General features: G+C 41.3%; 14 protein-coding genes and 2 tRNA genes. 15 read left to right on the forward strand and 1 reads right to left on the reverse strand.

What is annotated here, in order from left to right:
- Window positions 1-108: 108 nt before the first annotated feature.
- Window positions 109-279, forward strand: a complete 171-nt coding sequence (gene psb34, locus NSMS1_RS20575) for a photosystem II assembly protein Psb34 (RefSeq protein ID WP_224086611.1) — start codon at window positions 109-111, stop codon at window positions 277-279.
- Window positions 280-392: 113 nt separating this feature from the next.
- Here the strand turns inward: psb34 and NSMS1_RS20580 are convergent, their stop codons facing one another.
- Entirely contained in the window at window positions 393-1,187 is a 795-nt protein-coding gene (locus NSMS1_RS20580) for a PhzF family phenazine biosynthesis protein (protein ID WP_224086612.1), read from the reverse strand.
- 240 nt (window positions 1,188-1,427) lie between these two features.
- Between NSMS1_RS20580 and NSMS1_RS20585 the strand changes: the two genes are divergently transcribed.
- The 14 genes from NSMS1_RS20585 (at window position 1,428) to NSMS1_RS20650 (ending at window position 14,187) form a co-directional block, all read left to right on the forward strand.
- Window positions 1,428-1,664 (forward strand): hypothetical protein, encoded by a 237-nt coding sequence (locus NSMS1_RS20585; protein ID WP_224086613.1) that lies wholly within the window; start codon window positions 1,428-1,430, stop codon window positions 1,662-1,664.
- 90 nt (window positions 1,665-1,754) lie between these two features.
- Entirely contained in the window at window positions 1,755-3,122 is a 1,368-nt protein-coding gene (locus NSMS1_RS20590) for an aminopeptidase P family protein (protein ID WP_224086614.1), read from the forward strand.
- Between the two features lie 123 nt (window positions 3,123-3,245).
- On the forward strand, window positions 3,246-5,147 hold the full coding sequence (locus NSMS1_RS20595; RefSeq protein ID WP_224086615.1) for an alpha/beta hydrolase: 1,902 nt from the start codon (window positions 3,246-3,248) through the stop codon (window positions 5,145-5,147).
- 335 nt (window positions 5,148-5,482) lie between these two features.
- Entirely contained in the window at window positions 5,483-6,949 is a 1,467-nt protein-coding gene (gene ffh, locus NSMS1_RS20600) for a signal recognition particle protein (protein WP_224086616.1), read from the forward strand.
- A gap of 164 nt (window positions 6,950-7,113) precedes the next feature.
- Entirely contained in the window at window positions 7,114-7,377 is a 264-nt protein-coding gene (gene rpsP / locus NSMS1_RS20605) for a 30S ribosomal protein S16 (protein ID WP_067774036.1), read from the forward strand.
- Window positions 7,337-7,771, forward strand: coding sequence for a KH domain-containing protein (locus NSMS1_RS20610; RefSeq protein WP_224086617.1), 435 nt, complete (start codon window positions 7,337-7,339; stop codon window positions 7,769-7,771). The genes rpsP and NSMS1_RS20610 overlap by 41 nt, the downstream gene beginning before the upstream one ends.
- Window positions 7,772-8,001: 230 nt before the next feature.
- Complete coding sequence (rpsU, locus tag NSMS1_RS20615; RefSeq protein ID WP_224086618.1) at window positions 8,002-8,178, forward strand: 30S ribosomal protein S21; 177 nt, start codon at window positions 8,002-8,004, stop codon at window positions 8,176-8,178.
- Window positions 8,179-8,730: 552 nt separating this feature from the next.
- Window positions 8,731-9,684, forward strand: coding sequence for a PhoH family protein (locus NSMS1_RS20620; RefSeq protein WP_224086619.1), 954 nt, complete (start codon window positions 8,731-8,733; stop codon window positions 9,682-9,684).
- Window positions 9,685-9,741: 57 nt separating this feature from the next.
- Window positions 9,742-10,146: a ChuX/HutX family heme-like substrate-binding protein gene (locus tag NSMS1_RS20625; RefSeq protein WP_224086620.1), complete on the forward strand. Its 405-nt coding sequence runs from the start codon at window positions 9,742-9,744 to the stop codon at window positions 10,144-10,146.
- A 76-nt stretch (window positions 10,147-10,222) separates the two neighbouring features.
- Complete coding sequence (locus NSMS1_RS20630; RefSeq protein WP_224086621.1) at window positions 10,223-11,092, forward strand: DUF6816 family protein; 870 nt, start codon at window positions 10,223-10,225, stop codon at window positions 11,090-11,092.
- Window positions 11,093-11,316: 224 nt separating this feature from the next.
- A complete protein-coding gene (locus tag NSMS1_RS20635) occupies window positions 11,317-13,134 on the forward strand; it encodes an ABC transporter ATP-binding protein (RefSeq protein WP_224086622.1) in 1,818 nt (605 codons plus the stop codon).
- 136 nt (window positions 13,135-13,270) lie between these two features.
- Window positions 13,271-13,353 (forward strand) — tRNA-Tyr (locus NSMS1_RS20640).
- Between the two features lie 57 nt (window positions 13,354-13,410).
- Window positions 13,411-13,482: transfer RNA gene (locus NSMS1_RS20645), tRNA-Thr, on the forward strand.
- 477 nt (window positions 13,483-13,959) lie between these two features.
- Window positions 13,960-14,187 (forward strand): photosystem II protein, Psb35-related, encoded by a 228-nt coding sequence (locus NSMS1_RS20650; RefSeq protein ID WP_224086623.1) that lies wholly within the window; start codon window positions 13,960-13,962, stop codon window positions 14,185-14,187.
- Window positions 14,188-14,289: the final 102 nt, after the last annotated feature.

Below are 14,289 nucleotides of genomic sequence, written 5' to 3' on the forward strand. Positions count from 1 at the left end.
AAGCCCTCTTTATTACAGGCATCCACTATTTCCTGTCAAGTCCTATTGACATTTTGTAACAATATTGTTAAATTTGTTTACATAGAGTAACAAAACAGAGAAAAAACTATGTACACCACTATTAACGAAGACGGTATTCTTAATAACTACGCAACTGAACCAAAACTCTACTACGCTGAGTATCCCAACCAAGAGCAGCAAAATTTATACAAAATTCAAGGTGCGATCGCTACTTTGGTTTTGGCTTTAGTCGTATTGGTTGCCTTTGGCGTTAGCTAAAATTTTTAGACTTCTATATCGCTGTATCTGATTGTCATTTGTATTTCTTCCACCCCGGTTGTTCAAGCCGGGGTTTTTTGTTATTGGGTGTTAAGCGATCGCCCATAACCGAGTTAAAATAATTCCCCTCGCATGACTGTAACTGCTTGACCTGCCAGAAAAACGCGATCGCCTCCTTGATAACGCACCTTCACCACACCTCCACGACTAGAGGCTTGATAAGCTAAGAACTCATCTTTATGTAAGCGATCGCGCCAGTAAGCCGCCAAGCAGCAATGAGCAGCCCCCGTCACAGGGTCTTCGTTTATACCTAAGCTTGGGGCAAAGAAGCGAGAGACAAAATCGTATTGAGAATTACGATGGGTTTTGCTAGTAACTATGACATCCGGCACTGGCAAAGTTTTCAGTAGTTGAAAATTCGGCTGTAATTGCCGCACTAAATCTTCAGAGTCCAACTCTACCAAATAACCCAAAGTATTTTGATATAAAGATTTGTAAGCAACACCCAAAGCTTCTGCAAGTGTTGGCGGTGCGATTGCTTCGTGTGATTGATTTACAGGAAAATTTAACTCAATCCAATCACCTTGTAGCTTGGCAATTAATAAGCCACTTTTGGTATAAAAACGAGCAATTTCATTAGTTAATAAATGCCCTTGCGACCATAAAACATGAGCGCTGGCTAAAGTTGCATGACCACAAAGCGGCACTTCTACAGTAGGTGTAAACCAACGCAGATTAAAACCATCCTCTTGCTTAATTAAAAAAGCAGTCTCCGATAAATTCATTTCCTGGGCGATATTCTGCAACCAAGCATCATCTTGAGGAGAAGATAAAACACACACAGCCGCAGGGTTTCCGGCAAAGGGTTTATCGGTAAAGGCATCTACTTGAGTAATAATTTGTCCCATGTATAATTCGTAATTAGAAACTATTTATAAAGTAAAGCTTAAGTAGGGTGTGTTAAGGCGTTAGCCTAACGCACCGTATTATTTAGGGGTACGTTAGGCGCTTAAGTTATTCTTTTCGTGAGACATGATCTTTCAATGTGCGCCTAACACACCCAACAGTAATTTTATTTATACTTTATAAATAACCTCTTAAAACTAGTACCTTAGAGATTAGTAAACTATTTCTAGAAACCTGAGTCAATGTATAACGCAAAAGGTAATTTGCAACGCAACGTCATCAGAAGTATCTTTGCAGCCTTACATACAGGATTAATTTTTATAGGTTTAGTTGGTTGTAATGCTGAAGAAAAAGTGCCATCAGTACCTACAGAAGTAAAACCGCCTACGGTACAACCTGAAGTACCGAACAAGCAAAAAGACGATGATAAAGAGAAAGAGAATGATGATAAGGAAGACGATAAAGAAGATAAAGATTAAAAACGCTGTGAAATCGATACGCTGAAATTAAATCCTCTGTGCGTGAAATAAATCATTCCTAACAATGCAATACCAGACCAAATAATCACTATGAGTTCCCTAGCTGATACTTTACGCGATCGCCGTCAAAAACTAGCCAGCTTGATTGATTTTCCGGTAATTCTCTGGTCTGGTAGCGACACACCACGCAACTTTCCTGCCAATATTTACCCATTTCGTGCCAGCAGTCACTTCCTCTATTTTGCTGGCTTACCCCTACCTAACGCCGCCATTCGCCTAGAAGGTGGCAAGTTAGAACTATTTATTGATGATCCTGCACCCAGTAGCGCTCTTTGGCATGGAGAAATGCCCAAGCGTGAAGAAATCGCTGCACAAATTGGCGCAGAATCCGCCAGAACCTTGTCTGAGTTAAAACATCGGGGAAGTAATGCCGCATCAATCCCCGTCCAAAATTATCGAACGACCCTTGTACAATCACAAGTGTTGCAAAGAAACATATCCTCACCCTATGACTTGGATGGCATAGATAGAGAATTAGCTAGGGCAATTGTGACTTTACGCCTCAGCCACGATGCAGGCGCATTAGCCGAGTTACGCAAAGCGGCGGCTGTGAGTGTAGCCGCCCACAAAGCTGGTATGGCAGCCACCCCCAACGCCAAAATTGAGGCAGAAGTTCGGGCAGCAATGGAAAGCGTTTTCATCGCCCACAACATGACAACCGCATACAACAGCATTGTCACAGTCCACGGCGAAGTTCTGCACAACGAACAATATCACCACCCTTTGCAACCAGGAGATTTATTATTAGTCGATGTTGGTGGCGAAACCCCAACAGGTTGGGCAGCAGATATTACCCGTACTTGGCCTGTTTCTGGTAAATTTTCCCCAACGCAACGCGACATTTATGATGTGGTACTTGCAGCCCATGATGCCTGCATTGCTAAAATTCGCCCTGGTGTGGAATATAGGGATATTCATCTATTGGCGGCGACAGTTATCGCTGAGGGTTTAGTTGATTTAGGCATATTACAAGGCAACCCCCAAGATTTAGTAGAAATTGATGCCCATGCCTTATTTTTCCCCCACGGTATCGGTCATCTGTTGGGGTTAGATGTGCATGATATGGAAGATTTGGGAGATTTGGCAGGGTATGAGGAAGGCAGGAGTAGAAGCGATCGCTTTGGTTTAGGCTACCTGCGTTTAAATCGTCCTTTACAATCAGGAATGTTAGTCACCATCGAACCCGGATTTTATCAGGTTCCCCCAATTTTAAACAATGCCAGCGATCGCGCTAAATATCAAGATGTAGTTAATTGGGAACGCCTAGCCCAATTTGCTGATGTGCGCGGTATCCGCATTGAAGACGATGTATTAGTAACAGATACAGGTAGTGAAGTTTTAACAACTACCTTACCAAATGATGCTGAAACCATAGAAAATTTAGTCAATGAGGGTTGAAGCGGTAAGTTGCCATAATCAATACTTGAATATTTGTTTTACCTTCTCAAACACCCAATCAATCCCATACTTATCCCAAAACCATTCTCCTTCTACTATCCAAGTAGTCACACAAGGATACTTATGTCAACACTAGATTACTTGCCTTCGGAGCAAATATATACACTCTCATCTTTAAAAGGTCTAGAAGATAAACCAACTACAGTACCTGCTTATTATCTCAGAAGTACAGCAACAATTAATGTTGAAGATTTATATGTAGGTCAAACAGAGGATCTCAATAAACTTGAATTAAAAAAAATTGCCCAATACCTCATTAATATTGAACAACCAGAATTAGTACTACACATACATGGTTATGCTAATTCAGAACGAGATGCGATTAATCGCTATCAGCGAACTGATAATTATATAAATTCCACAGAAGCTAACTTTAAGCCTAACAATTATGTATTTATTGGCTATCGCTGGCCGGCGGAAAACCCTATGCAAGATGCCCCAGCATCTGCAAATAGTAAGCCAATATCGTTTGTAGATAAAATTGTCTATTCCCTACAATCTTTACCAAATTTACCTTTAGCAATTTTAATTACTACACTATTTTTTGGTTTAGTTGGTATCATACTATCTCTATGGACAAATGCAGCAGCGAATTTTCTTTTAACTTCTCTGCTAATTATTAGCTTTGCATCTGTAGTAGGAATTGGGCTAACGAACATAGCACTAGCAACCAAATTTTTACCTATTATTCCTAATGGATTAATTATGGTAGTAGTGGGTTTGGCAGTTGGCGCGATCGCTACTTTACCTCCTATTGCCAAAAATCCTAATTTATTGTTTGTACCTATTACAGTTATTTCTATATTTATAGTTGGGATTATATTAGCATTAATTGCCTTACGCCTATCAGCTTATCCGCGCGATCGCTTTCGTGCGAGTAATTATGGTGTACTAGATTTAGTCAGGTTCTTCCAAGATTTACAAAAAGAAATTTTGGAAGAATGCAAAACACAAAATTTGCAGTCTGTAAAATGGAAGCTGATTGAAGAACGAGAAAGCCAAAGCGATAAAATTAGAATCAAAATCTCTTTTATTGCTCATAGTTTAGGTTGTGAGGTAGCAACTCAAACAATTCGTATCCTCTCAGATGTATTTGATCCTGATGCCATAGTAGATAAACCCTCACCTGAAATTGGCGATGTCTTTAGTTTAGGAAGATTAGTACTTGTTGCACCAGATATTCCCCTAGAATCGATTTTAACTTCTAGGGCTAATTTTCTTAGACCTTCACTAAAACGTTGTGAGGAAGCCTATGTATTTTGCAATGAGGCTGATTTAGCATTACGCTTGGCTTCAACAGCTGCTAATTATTTTAGTTTCCCATCAAGAACTCGATTTAGGGGTTACAAGCTAGGTAACATAACAGTTAACCGTCAAGCATTTAAAGAAAATCTCCAATTGAGTAACTATGGTATTCTCAACAGTGAAAATGACAATTTTACCGATCCTATTAACCCTCTTGAATGCCTAGAAATTCGAGCATCATCAATTGAACGTCAGATGTTAAATGGACAGAGTTTTCAAGCTCAAGATAACGGTATTAATATAGGAGATTTTTTTACATATTTCGATTGTACCGATTATCAAGAAATACCCAATCAAGGACTACTGAGTTTTGCTAAAGGACAACCAGCCCTAAATTTATTGGACTATATTCAAATACTACTTGCCTATTTTTTCAGTTTCCCCAAATATATCAACGTTCACGGGGGATACTTTGACGGCAAATTCTGTGAAAATCTCATTAATGAACTTGCTTTTTTGGGTTACAAAGGACTACTTCTAAGATATTTAGACTCTACATCCCCACATAGAGACTCAACTCAATTTGATAGACTTTCACCTGATGAGAAAAACAACCTCTTTCTAAAATTTTCTCAAGATTGCCAGAATAAATACATTCAAGTTATTCTGGCTTCTCAGGATGTGCCTAATGCAGTTTCCAGAAGGGTTCATAATTCATAGGAGTAGAGGAGATGAGGGGGTTGAGGGAGACAAGATGGTTAAAACTTATTCCTTTACTTCCCCTACTTGCTGCATTTAAGTCTTCATATTTATCCCAAGTTTCCGCCCCCTTGCGGAGAATTGGTAGTGTTTAACTTTATATTTAACGTAAAAATATTGTCCAGAAAGGAACTTAACTTCCTGGCGGCTAACTTAAGTTGACACCAATGGCTATCCCCCTGCTCAAGTCGGGAGAAAAACTACTAAGCTGGTAAATAGCACATTATAAAAATTTCTGAATCGCACTTATTCGCTGATTCGGACATCCCCATTGGCTCAATAACTGTAACTAAGATATGTTTGACGCATTAGCCGACCGTTTAGAATCCGCCTGGAAAAAACTGCGCGGACAAGATAAAATTTCCGACTCTAATATTCAAGATGCTTTGCGGGAAGTGCGCCGCGCCCTGTTGGAAGCAGATGTTAACCTGCAAGTAGTCAAAGATTTTATTAGCGAAGTTGAAGCCAAAGCGCAGGGAGCCGAAGTCGTAAAAGGCGTGCGTCCTGACCAGCAGTTCATCAAGATAGTTTACGATGAGCTAGTGCAGGTGATGGGGGAAGAAAACGTTCCCCTGGCGGAAACTGAAGAAAAGCCCACAATTGTATTAATGGCTGGGTTACAAGGTACTGGTAAAACCACAGCTACAGCTAAATTAGCCTTACATTTACGCAAATTAGAGCGCAGTTGCTTGTTGGTAGCCACAGACGTATATCGTCCAGCCGCTATTGACCAGTTGATTACCTTGGGTAAACAAATTGACGTACCCGTATTTGAGTTGGGAAGCGATGCCGACCCAGTAGAAATTGCCCGTCAAGGTGTGGAACGTGCCAAAGCCGAAGGTGTAAACACAGTCATTATTGATACGGCTGGTCGTCTGCAAATAGACGAAGATATGATGGCGGAATTAGCCCAGATCAAAGCCACCGTCCAACCCCACGAGACCCTATTGGTTGTGGACTCAATGACGGGTCAAGAAGCCGCCAACCTCACCCGCACCTTCCACGAGCAAATAGGCATCACAGGCGCAATTCTCACCAAAATGGATGGTGATAGCCGGGGTGGTGCGGCGTTATCAGTACGTCAGATTTCCGGCGCACCAATTAAATTTGTCGGTGTAGGCGAAAAAGTCGAAGCCCTACAACCCTTTTATCCAGACCGCATGGCTTCCCGGATCTTGGGTATGGGTGACGTTTTGACCTTGGTAGAAAAAGCCCAAGAAGAATTTGACCTAGCTGATGCGGAGAAAATGCAGGAGAAAATCCTGTCAGCGAAATTTGACTTTACCGACTTCGTGAAACAGCTACGGCTGTTAAAGAATATGGGGTCTCTGGGGGGTATCCTTAAAATGATTCCAGGGATGGGTAAGCTTTCTGATGACCAGTTAAAGCAAGGAGAAACCCAACTTAAGCGGTGCGAGTCCATGATTAATTCCATGACCTTGCAAGAACGCCGCGACCCTGATTTACTAGCCAGTTCCCCCAGCCGCCGCAAAAGAATTGCTACTGGCTCCGGTTATAAAGAGTCAGATGTGAATAAATTGGTGGCAGATTTCCAAAAAATGCGATCGCTCATGCAGCAAATGGGTCAAGGTAACTTCCCCGGAATGCCTGGAATGTTTGGCGGTGGCGGTATGGGTAACGCCTTTGCTGGCGCTGGTCGTTCCGCCGCCCCCGGCTGGCGAGGCTACAACGGCGGTGGCGGCGCAGGCGCAAAGAAGAAAAAACCCAAAGACAAAAAGAAAAAAGGTTTTGGAAATCTTTAGTCATTAGTCATTAGTCATTAGTCATTAGTCCATAGTTAAAATTATTGTGCTGACCATTGACCGTTGACTGTTGACTGTTGACTGTTGACTATTGACAACCGACCACTGATCAATATGTTAAAATTGGCATTTCAGTAAACTAACAGGAGAACGTTTCTTCAATCATGATCAAACTGCGCTTGAAGCGATTCGGTAAAAAGCGGGAAGCAAGTTACCGCATTGTTGCTGCCAACGACCTCTCACGCCGTGATGGCCGCCCCTTGGAAGAATTAGGTTTCTACAACCCCAGAACCGATGAAGTGCGATTGGATGTTCCTGGCATCGTTAAGCGACTACAACAAGGCGCTCAACCCACAGACACCGTACGCCGCATCTTAGAAAAACAAAATGTTTTTGAACAGGTCAGAGCAACAGCAGCCGAATCATAGTCTGACGGCTAACTCACAAACAGCTAGTCCCAATTACGTGGGGCTGGTCAAGTTTTTGATGCAGCCGTTTTTAGAAGCCCCAGAGTCTTTAAGCGTCGATTGTGAAATTTCTTCCACCCTAAAACGGGCTTGGATTCGCATCGCCTTTGAAAGTGCCGATAAGGGAAAAGTGTTTGGTAGAGGGGGACGCAATATTCAGGCGATTCGGACAGTGCTTGCTGCTGCGGCAGAACTTACTGGACAATCAGTTTATCTGGATATATACGGTAGCACCACTCCAGGGCGAGAAGGGATGTCTGTTGAAGACGACCAACAAGAACGTAGACCTCCGCCAAGATCACGAGAAAGTAGTGGCAATGCACCGCGACCAATTGTGAAACCGCGCACTCGCTAGTACTGGTACACGAAAATCAAAATGCAAAAAGCTCATAAACAAGCTTTTCATATATTTTGAATAATTGATTGATTAAATCTGTGCGGTACTAGGTTAAAAATAAATAAGAAGCCTGAGCGGTTTTAATTCATCCCGCTCAGAACCTTCGATTAAAACTACCAACTGTATTCAGTTAATGATGTTTATGCACAACTACTGTGAGAATCTCTGCCAGGAGGTGAATCCAGGGAGTGGCTGAAATTCGTTTGGGTGAAAATGAGTCTATTGACTCGGCAATTAGACGTTTTAAAAAGAAAATTCAAAAAGCCGGGATTTTATCCGAAGTTAAACGTCGGGAGAGATACGAGAAACCTAGTCTGCGTCGCAAGCGCAAAGCAGAAGCAGCACGCAAGGGTGGTCGCTACTAAATCAAAGCATTTTCTTTGATTAGGGTAGTTGAAGATAGAGAGTTATTTTTAACTCAAACCGCAGTCAAGTAGAGATGCTACAGCGTCTCTACTTCAGAAATATAAAAAATAATTAGTTACAAATTATAAAAAATTTTACTAGTAAATTTATACAAAACCTTCCTATAATCTAGAATTATCAAGGTTTTTTATTATAAAATAGTATAAATACTGACTTGTTTAAAGTGAGATAAAACACTCAAAAAGATACTATTCAACAATGGACAATGGACAATTAACAATTGACTTTTTCCCTCTCCCTGGAAGTGAGAGGATTGGAGACAAGGATTTATTTTTTGATTTTTTCTCCTGAAAAGGAGAGGTCTTAAACCTTGAATGAAACAATTGTCAATTATCAATTGATAAACTTAATAAATATATCCATTTTTTTGGGGGTGGATATTTTGTCAGCAATCAGTATTTTAAATGGATAACTCAAAAGCGACACTTCGACAAGCTCAGTGCAAAGCTGACAACTGACAACTAACACATAAAACAAATTAAAAAATACCTATGGCAGATGCCTTGATAATTCAGCTGCCTAACATTACCAGTACGATCGCACTTGCGGGTGATAGAGAAGAAAATCTCAAAATTCTCTCCCGGCAAACAGGAGCGAATTTAGTGCTGCGTGGGCAAGAGTTACATATTTTCGGCACAGAACAACAAAGAGACTTAGCCGCAAAATTAGTGCGATCGCTAGAAAATATTTGGGTTCAGGGCAATACTATTTCTAGTGCTGATATATTAACAGCCCGTCAAGCTCTAGACACTCACCGCGAAGACGAACTCAAAGAATTACAGCGCGATGTATTAGCCAGAACTCGCCGGGGTGATGAAGTCCGCGCCAAAACCTTCAGACAGCGCCAGTACATCGAAGCCATCCGTAAACGTGACCTGACTTTCTGCGTCGGCCCGGCTGGGACTGGTAAGACATACCTCGCCGTAGTCGTCGCCGTGCAAGCACTCCTCGCCAATCAAGTAGAAAAGCTGATTTTGACCCGTCCGGCTGTAGAAGCTGGGGAAAGATTGGGCTTTTTACCAGGAGATTTACAGCAGAAAATTAACCCCTATCTGCGTCCCCTTTACGATGCAATTTACGAATTTATCGACCAAGAGAAAGTCCCCAACCTCATAGAACGGGGCATTATTGAAGTCGCACCCCTCGCCTATATGCGCGGACGCACCCTCAATCACGCTTTTGTCATAGTCGATGAAGCCCAAAACACCACACCCGCCCAAATGAAGATGGTTTTAACCCGCTTGGGCTTCCGTTCGCGTATGGTGATTACAGGCGACACCACACAAACCGACTTACCAATGAATCAGCAATCAGGTTTAACGGTAGCATTACAAGTGTTAAAGCATGTAGAAGGTATTGCCGTTTGTGAATTTACCCAAAAAGATGTCGTACGTCATCCTTTAGTACAGCGCATCGTCAGCGCCTACGAACAGTATGAGAGTTAGTTAACAGTCATCAGTTAACAGTTAACAGTTAACAGTCAACGCTGAAAAGGGGAATGTATGAGTGCTGATTTGAGAGAGTTTTTAGAAGCTTGTGAAAATTTAGGAACTTTGCGCTTAATTGTTACTAGCAGTGCGGCGGTATTAGAAGCGCGGGGGAAAATTGAAAAGCTATTTTATGCAGAATTGGCTAAAGGTAAATATGCCAATATGCACACCGAAGGCTTTGAATTTCACTTGAATATGGACAAAATAACTCAAGTTAAATTTGAAACTGGAGAAGCAAAACGCGGTAATTTTCCAACTTACGCCATCCGCTTTTTAGATGATAAACAAGAGTCGGCTTTAAGCATATTTTTACAATGGGGTAAACCCGGAGAATATGAACCAGGACAAGTAGAAGCTTGGCAAACATTAAAAGAAAAGTACGGCGAAATTTGGCAACCTTTGCCAGTACAACTCTAAAAATTTTAGTAGTAAGGGCTTTAGCCCTCTTTTATCTAAATAGAAGGGCTTTGACCCTTATTAAAAACATTTCAAAATGAAATTCACACTTACTTTGAGAATTATTTGTAATTTTTGCTTAATTATTATCTTGTTATTAGGATGGAGTAAACAAGCAAGCGCAGGTGAATTATCAGAACGTTTAGCATATTTTCCCCAGTGGGAAAAACTAACTTCTGTACAGCCTGCTAAGGGAGATTTGATTTATCCTGAATGGATGGCGGGAACTTGGGAAGTTAAAAGCACTTTGGTAGATTTAGCTGCACCGTTAGCACCAGATATTGTCACACCTGGATTTGAAGGAAATCGCCGACAATTAAATCAGCCTGTGAGTTTTTTAGTACGGTTTGTGAAAGAGCGATTTTCTAAAACGAACGCTGCGCGATCACCTACGGCGGGCGGAACGCCATCGCCTTTCACTAGTTTAAAATTAACTCCTCAGACCATATCAACAAACATAGTAGCCGATAGAGCATTTAATAGTTTGAATCTAGCTAAGTCTTACTTAGGTGATGAAGCAGTATTATCAGTCAAAGTAGACCCCGATTCGCCTAATCGTCAAATTACATTTTTACGCGGGGAACGCCAATTAGTTTCTATCGTCACAGCACGGGCTACAGAAACTACTCCAGACGGTAAATTTATTACCGCAGAAGTCTTTCAACAATTATTTAAAGGTGGTTCACGCCCTTACTTCAACTCAGTGGAATCTACCACCGCCTACCATCAACTTTCTACATCATCCCCAACAATTGAAGCCGATCAAGTAACGGCTGTCTACCTCTCACCCCAAGATCCAGATTACTTCACCGCAGGTTCTCGCCCAGTCGCCCTTTATCGCTATCGCCTAGAGTTTTTCCCCAATAACATCAATCCGCAAAAAAATCGAGCAAGCCAAATAAACTGATAATTTCTCAATTGCAAATTAGCAGAACTAGCAAACTTATACTATTACACAAAAAATACCATACAGATGCAAACGCCCAAACCTTTGCTAAGTATCACTTTTTCAATTTTGAATTAATCTCACCCATTCGGGTGATTTCATGATTTAGCTATTGACTACATCTGTAATATACATGTAGCATAAAAGCTCCAAGTTAAAGCTCGCACTCTTGGGCAGTGTGCATCATGGCTAAATTTAGAGATATTGTCAATTATTTTCGTGACGATTGGAAGCTGGGTATCTTGAGTATTGCAGCGTCCAGCATTTACGAGATTGTGGATTTAGTTGTTCCCTATGCGATTGGACAAATTTTAAACGTTTTGTCCAATCAACCGTTAGATAAACCTTTAGAAAGTGCGATCGCAAATGTCTCCCAATTAACTAATTACCCAGTTAACAAACATCTATCTTTAGGCGTACTACTGGGTTTAATTTTTCTAGTCACCGTAGTTAGAGCGCCGACACAACCTTGGTTAACCAGTTGGTTCCACTGGGATATAGCCTTAAGGACTCGTCGGGATAATAGCAAGTTAGCAATTGAGAAAATTCTGACACTTCCCGTAGAATTTTATGATGTTAATAATCCCGGACGAATTGCTGGACGTTTAGGTCGAGGTATTTCTAATCACACTTGGACATATCCAGAAATTGCCGGACAATTAATTCCTAAACTGCTGCGGGTGCTAGGAATTTTCCTATTTATTCTCGTGATTGAGTGGCGAATTGCCCTACTATATCTGATTTCTTTCGTGATTATTCTTGCCTTTAGCTTACGAAAGTTACAGCAAATAATTCGGCACGAAGGTCTTCTAGATAAATACATGGAAAATACCGAAAGCCGTACATCTGAGTTAATTACTAACATCAAAACAGTAAAAGCTTTTGCCACAGAAGCCAAAGAACTGAAGCGACAAAAACAACGTTTAGACAGGGAGTTAACAGTAGTTGATTACAGAGTTCACAAGAATTACGTGATCCTGCTAACTTGGCAAAAGACATTTATTCAGTTTTGTGTGTTCGCTATTTTAGGATTAACTTTAGCTGCAACGGTAAACGGTAAAATTTCCCTTGGTCATTTTGTCATGACTTTAACCCTCTCCAGCATGGCTTATGCAGAGTTGGAACCAATTAGCACACTAGCAGAAATTTTTGCACGGCGCTATTCTTCCATGCTGCGGTTCCATGAGTTTATGCAAGAACCCACTGGATACGATGCGGCTACTGTGTTGGCAGAAGATGATACATCTTTACCCTACAAATTTACTGGCAAAGTTGAATTTGCTCATCTCAGTTTTGGCTATGATATTAACCGCAAAGTCCTGCAAGATATCAACTTATTGATTGAACCATACCAAACAGTGGCTTTAGTTGGTCGCTCTGGTTCTGGTAAGTCCACCTTGGTAAAACTCCTACTGCGTTATTTTGAACCACAAGATGGGCAAATTCTCATTGATGGTGAAGATATTCGCACTTTGAATGTATCTAAGTATAGACGCAGGCTGGCGATCGTTCATCAAGAAGTAGACGTGTTCAACGGTACGATTTTGGATAACCTCACCTACGGTAGACCAGACGCAACCCTTGAGCAAGTCAGAGAAGCCTGTAGAATTGCCAGAGTTGACGAAGTAGTACAGCATCTACCCCAAGGTTACTACACAGTTGTTGGAGAGCGTGGCGTGAGGCTTTCTGGTGGACAAAGACAGCGTTTAGGAATTGCTAGAGCCTTGCTAGTAGAACCTGATGTACTGATTTTTGACGAAGCCACCTCTAGTCTAGATTACGAGTCTGAACGCTCTATTCAATTAGCGATGCGATCGATTCAGGGAACTTGTACAACAATCATCATTGCTCACCGCCTGAGTACAGTGCGGGAAGCAGACAAGATTGTAGTTCTAGATCAGGGAAAGATTGTGGAAGTTGGTAGCCACGACGAACTCTTGCGTCATGAGGGGATATACAGCCGCTTGCACTCACTGCAAGAGACGGGTGAACTCTTAGATTAGGTTTGTAGCCAAATACATGATGTAGAGACGTTGCCTGCAACGTCTCTACAGTGAGAATACCGCTCTCGAAAAAATTTTCCTCTTTCCCTTGCCATTTCTAAAATTTGCTGCTATTATTGTAAATCGTGGGACATACGGGTCGGTGTCCGAGTGGTTAATGGAGACGGACTGTAAATCCGTTGGTTTACGCCTACGCTGGTTCAAATCCAGCCCGGCCCACCTTCAAGATTAGATTTTGGATTATAATATAATTCAAAATCTAATTAAATAAATTTCGCCCGTGTGGCTCAGTGGTAGAGCACACCCTTGGTAAGGGTGAGGTCACGAGTTCAATCCTCGTCACGGGCTTTTTGATTACATAACCTCTATACAACGTAACTACCTCTTGCTAGAGGAGGTAGAAAGTGTTTAACTTAGCTGCGATCGCTACAAGTTTAGCTATTAATTTTTAGCAAAGTTAAGTAGGTGGACACAATTATTTATAAGACGCATTTCGACTACGCTCAATGCTCGTTAACCTTATTAGAAGAGGGTTGAGCGCAGTCGAAACCCGGCGCTATCAAGTTAAGTTTAATTTAGTCCTTCTACTTACAGAAATCAATAATACCACATGGGCATAGTTCTCTTCATTCCAACTGCTGAAATAAGCTTTGAATCAAAGTTCCCTATCCAAAATTAAAAATCTAAAATCCAAAATTGAATAGCGGTAGTAATAACCCTACCTACTTGCTCGGCATACCCTATTTAGCGCATATTGCTAATTTTGTTGCAATAAAGTTATATTTATTTACATAAATTCACAAAAATTATAGGAAGAAATTAACGATGGCTATATTATTCGCAGTGTTAGTTTTAGGTTGGGTTGCAGCTTCTGTTTTAGGTTCTTTAGCTTACTTTCTGGGAGAACAAAAAAAGCCTATCCATGAACGTAACTGGCGTTCTGCATCTTTTGAGAAGTTAGCTAAATCTATAACTGGTATGGATATAGATTACATTGAGCGCACCCCAGCGTATGCGATAGATGCGTATACCAGCCGGACTCTACCCCAATAGCAGTAGAAAATCCGCAATTGAGACAAACAAAACCCCCAGCACTGATTACTGGGGGTTTTGCTTATAAGTGATAAAAAAAGATGGTTAGGGTTAGGAAGAAGC

Origin of the sequence: Nostoc sp. MS1, assembly GCF_019976755.1 — a bacterium.
In the GTDB taxonomy this organism is placed as follows: Bacteria; Cyanobacteriota; Cyanobacteriia; order Cyanobacteriales; family Nostocaceae; genus Trichormus.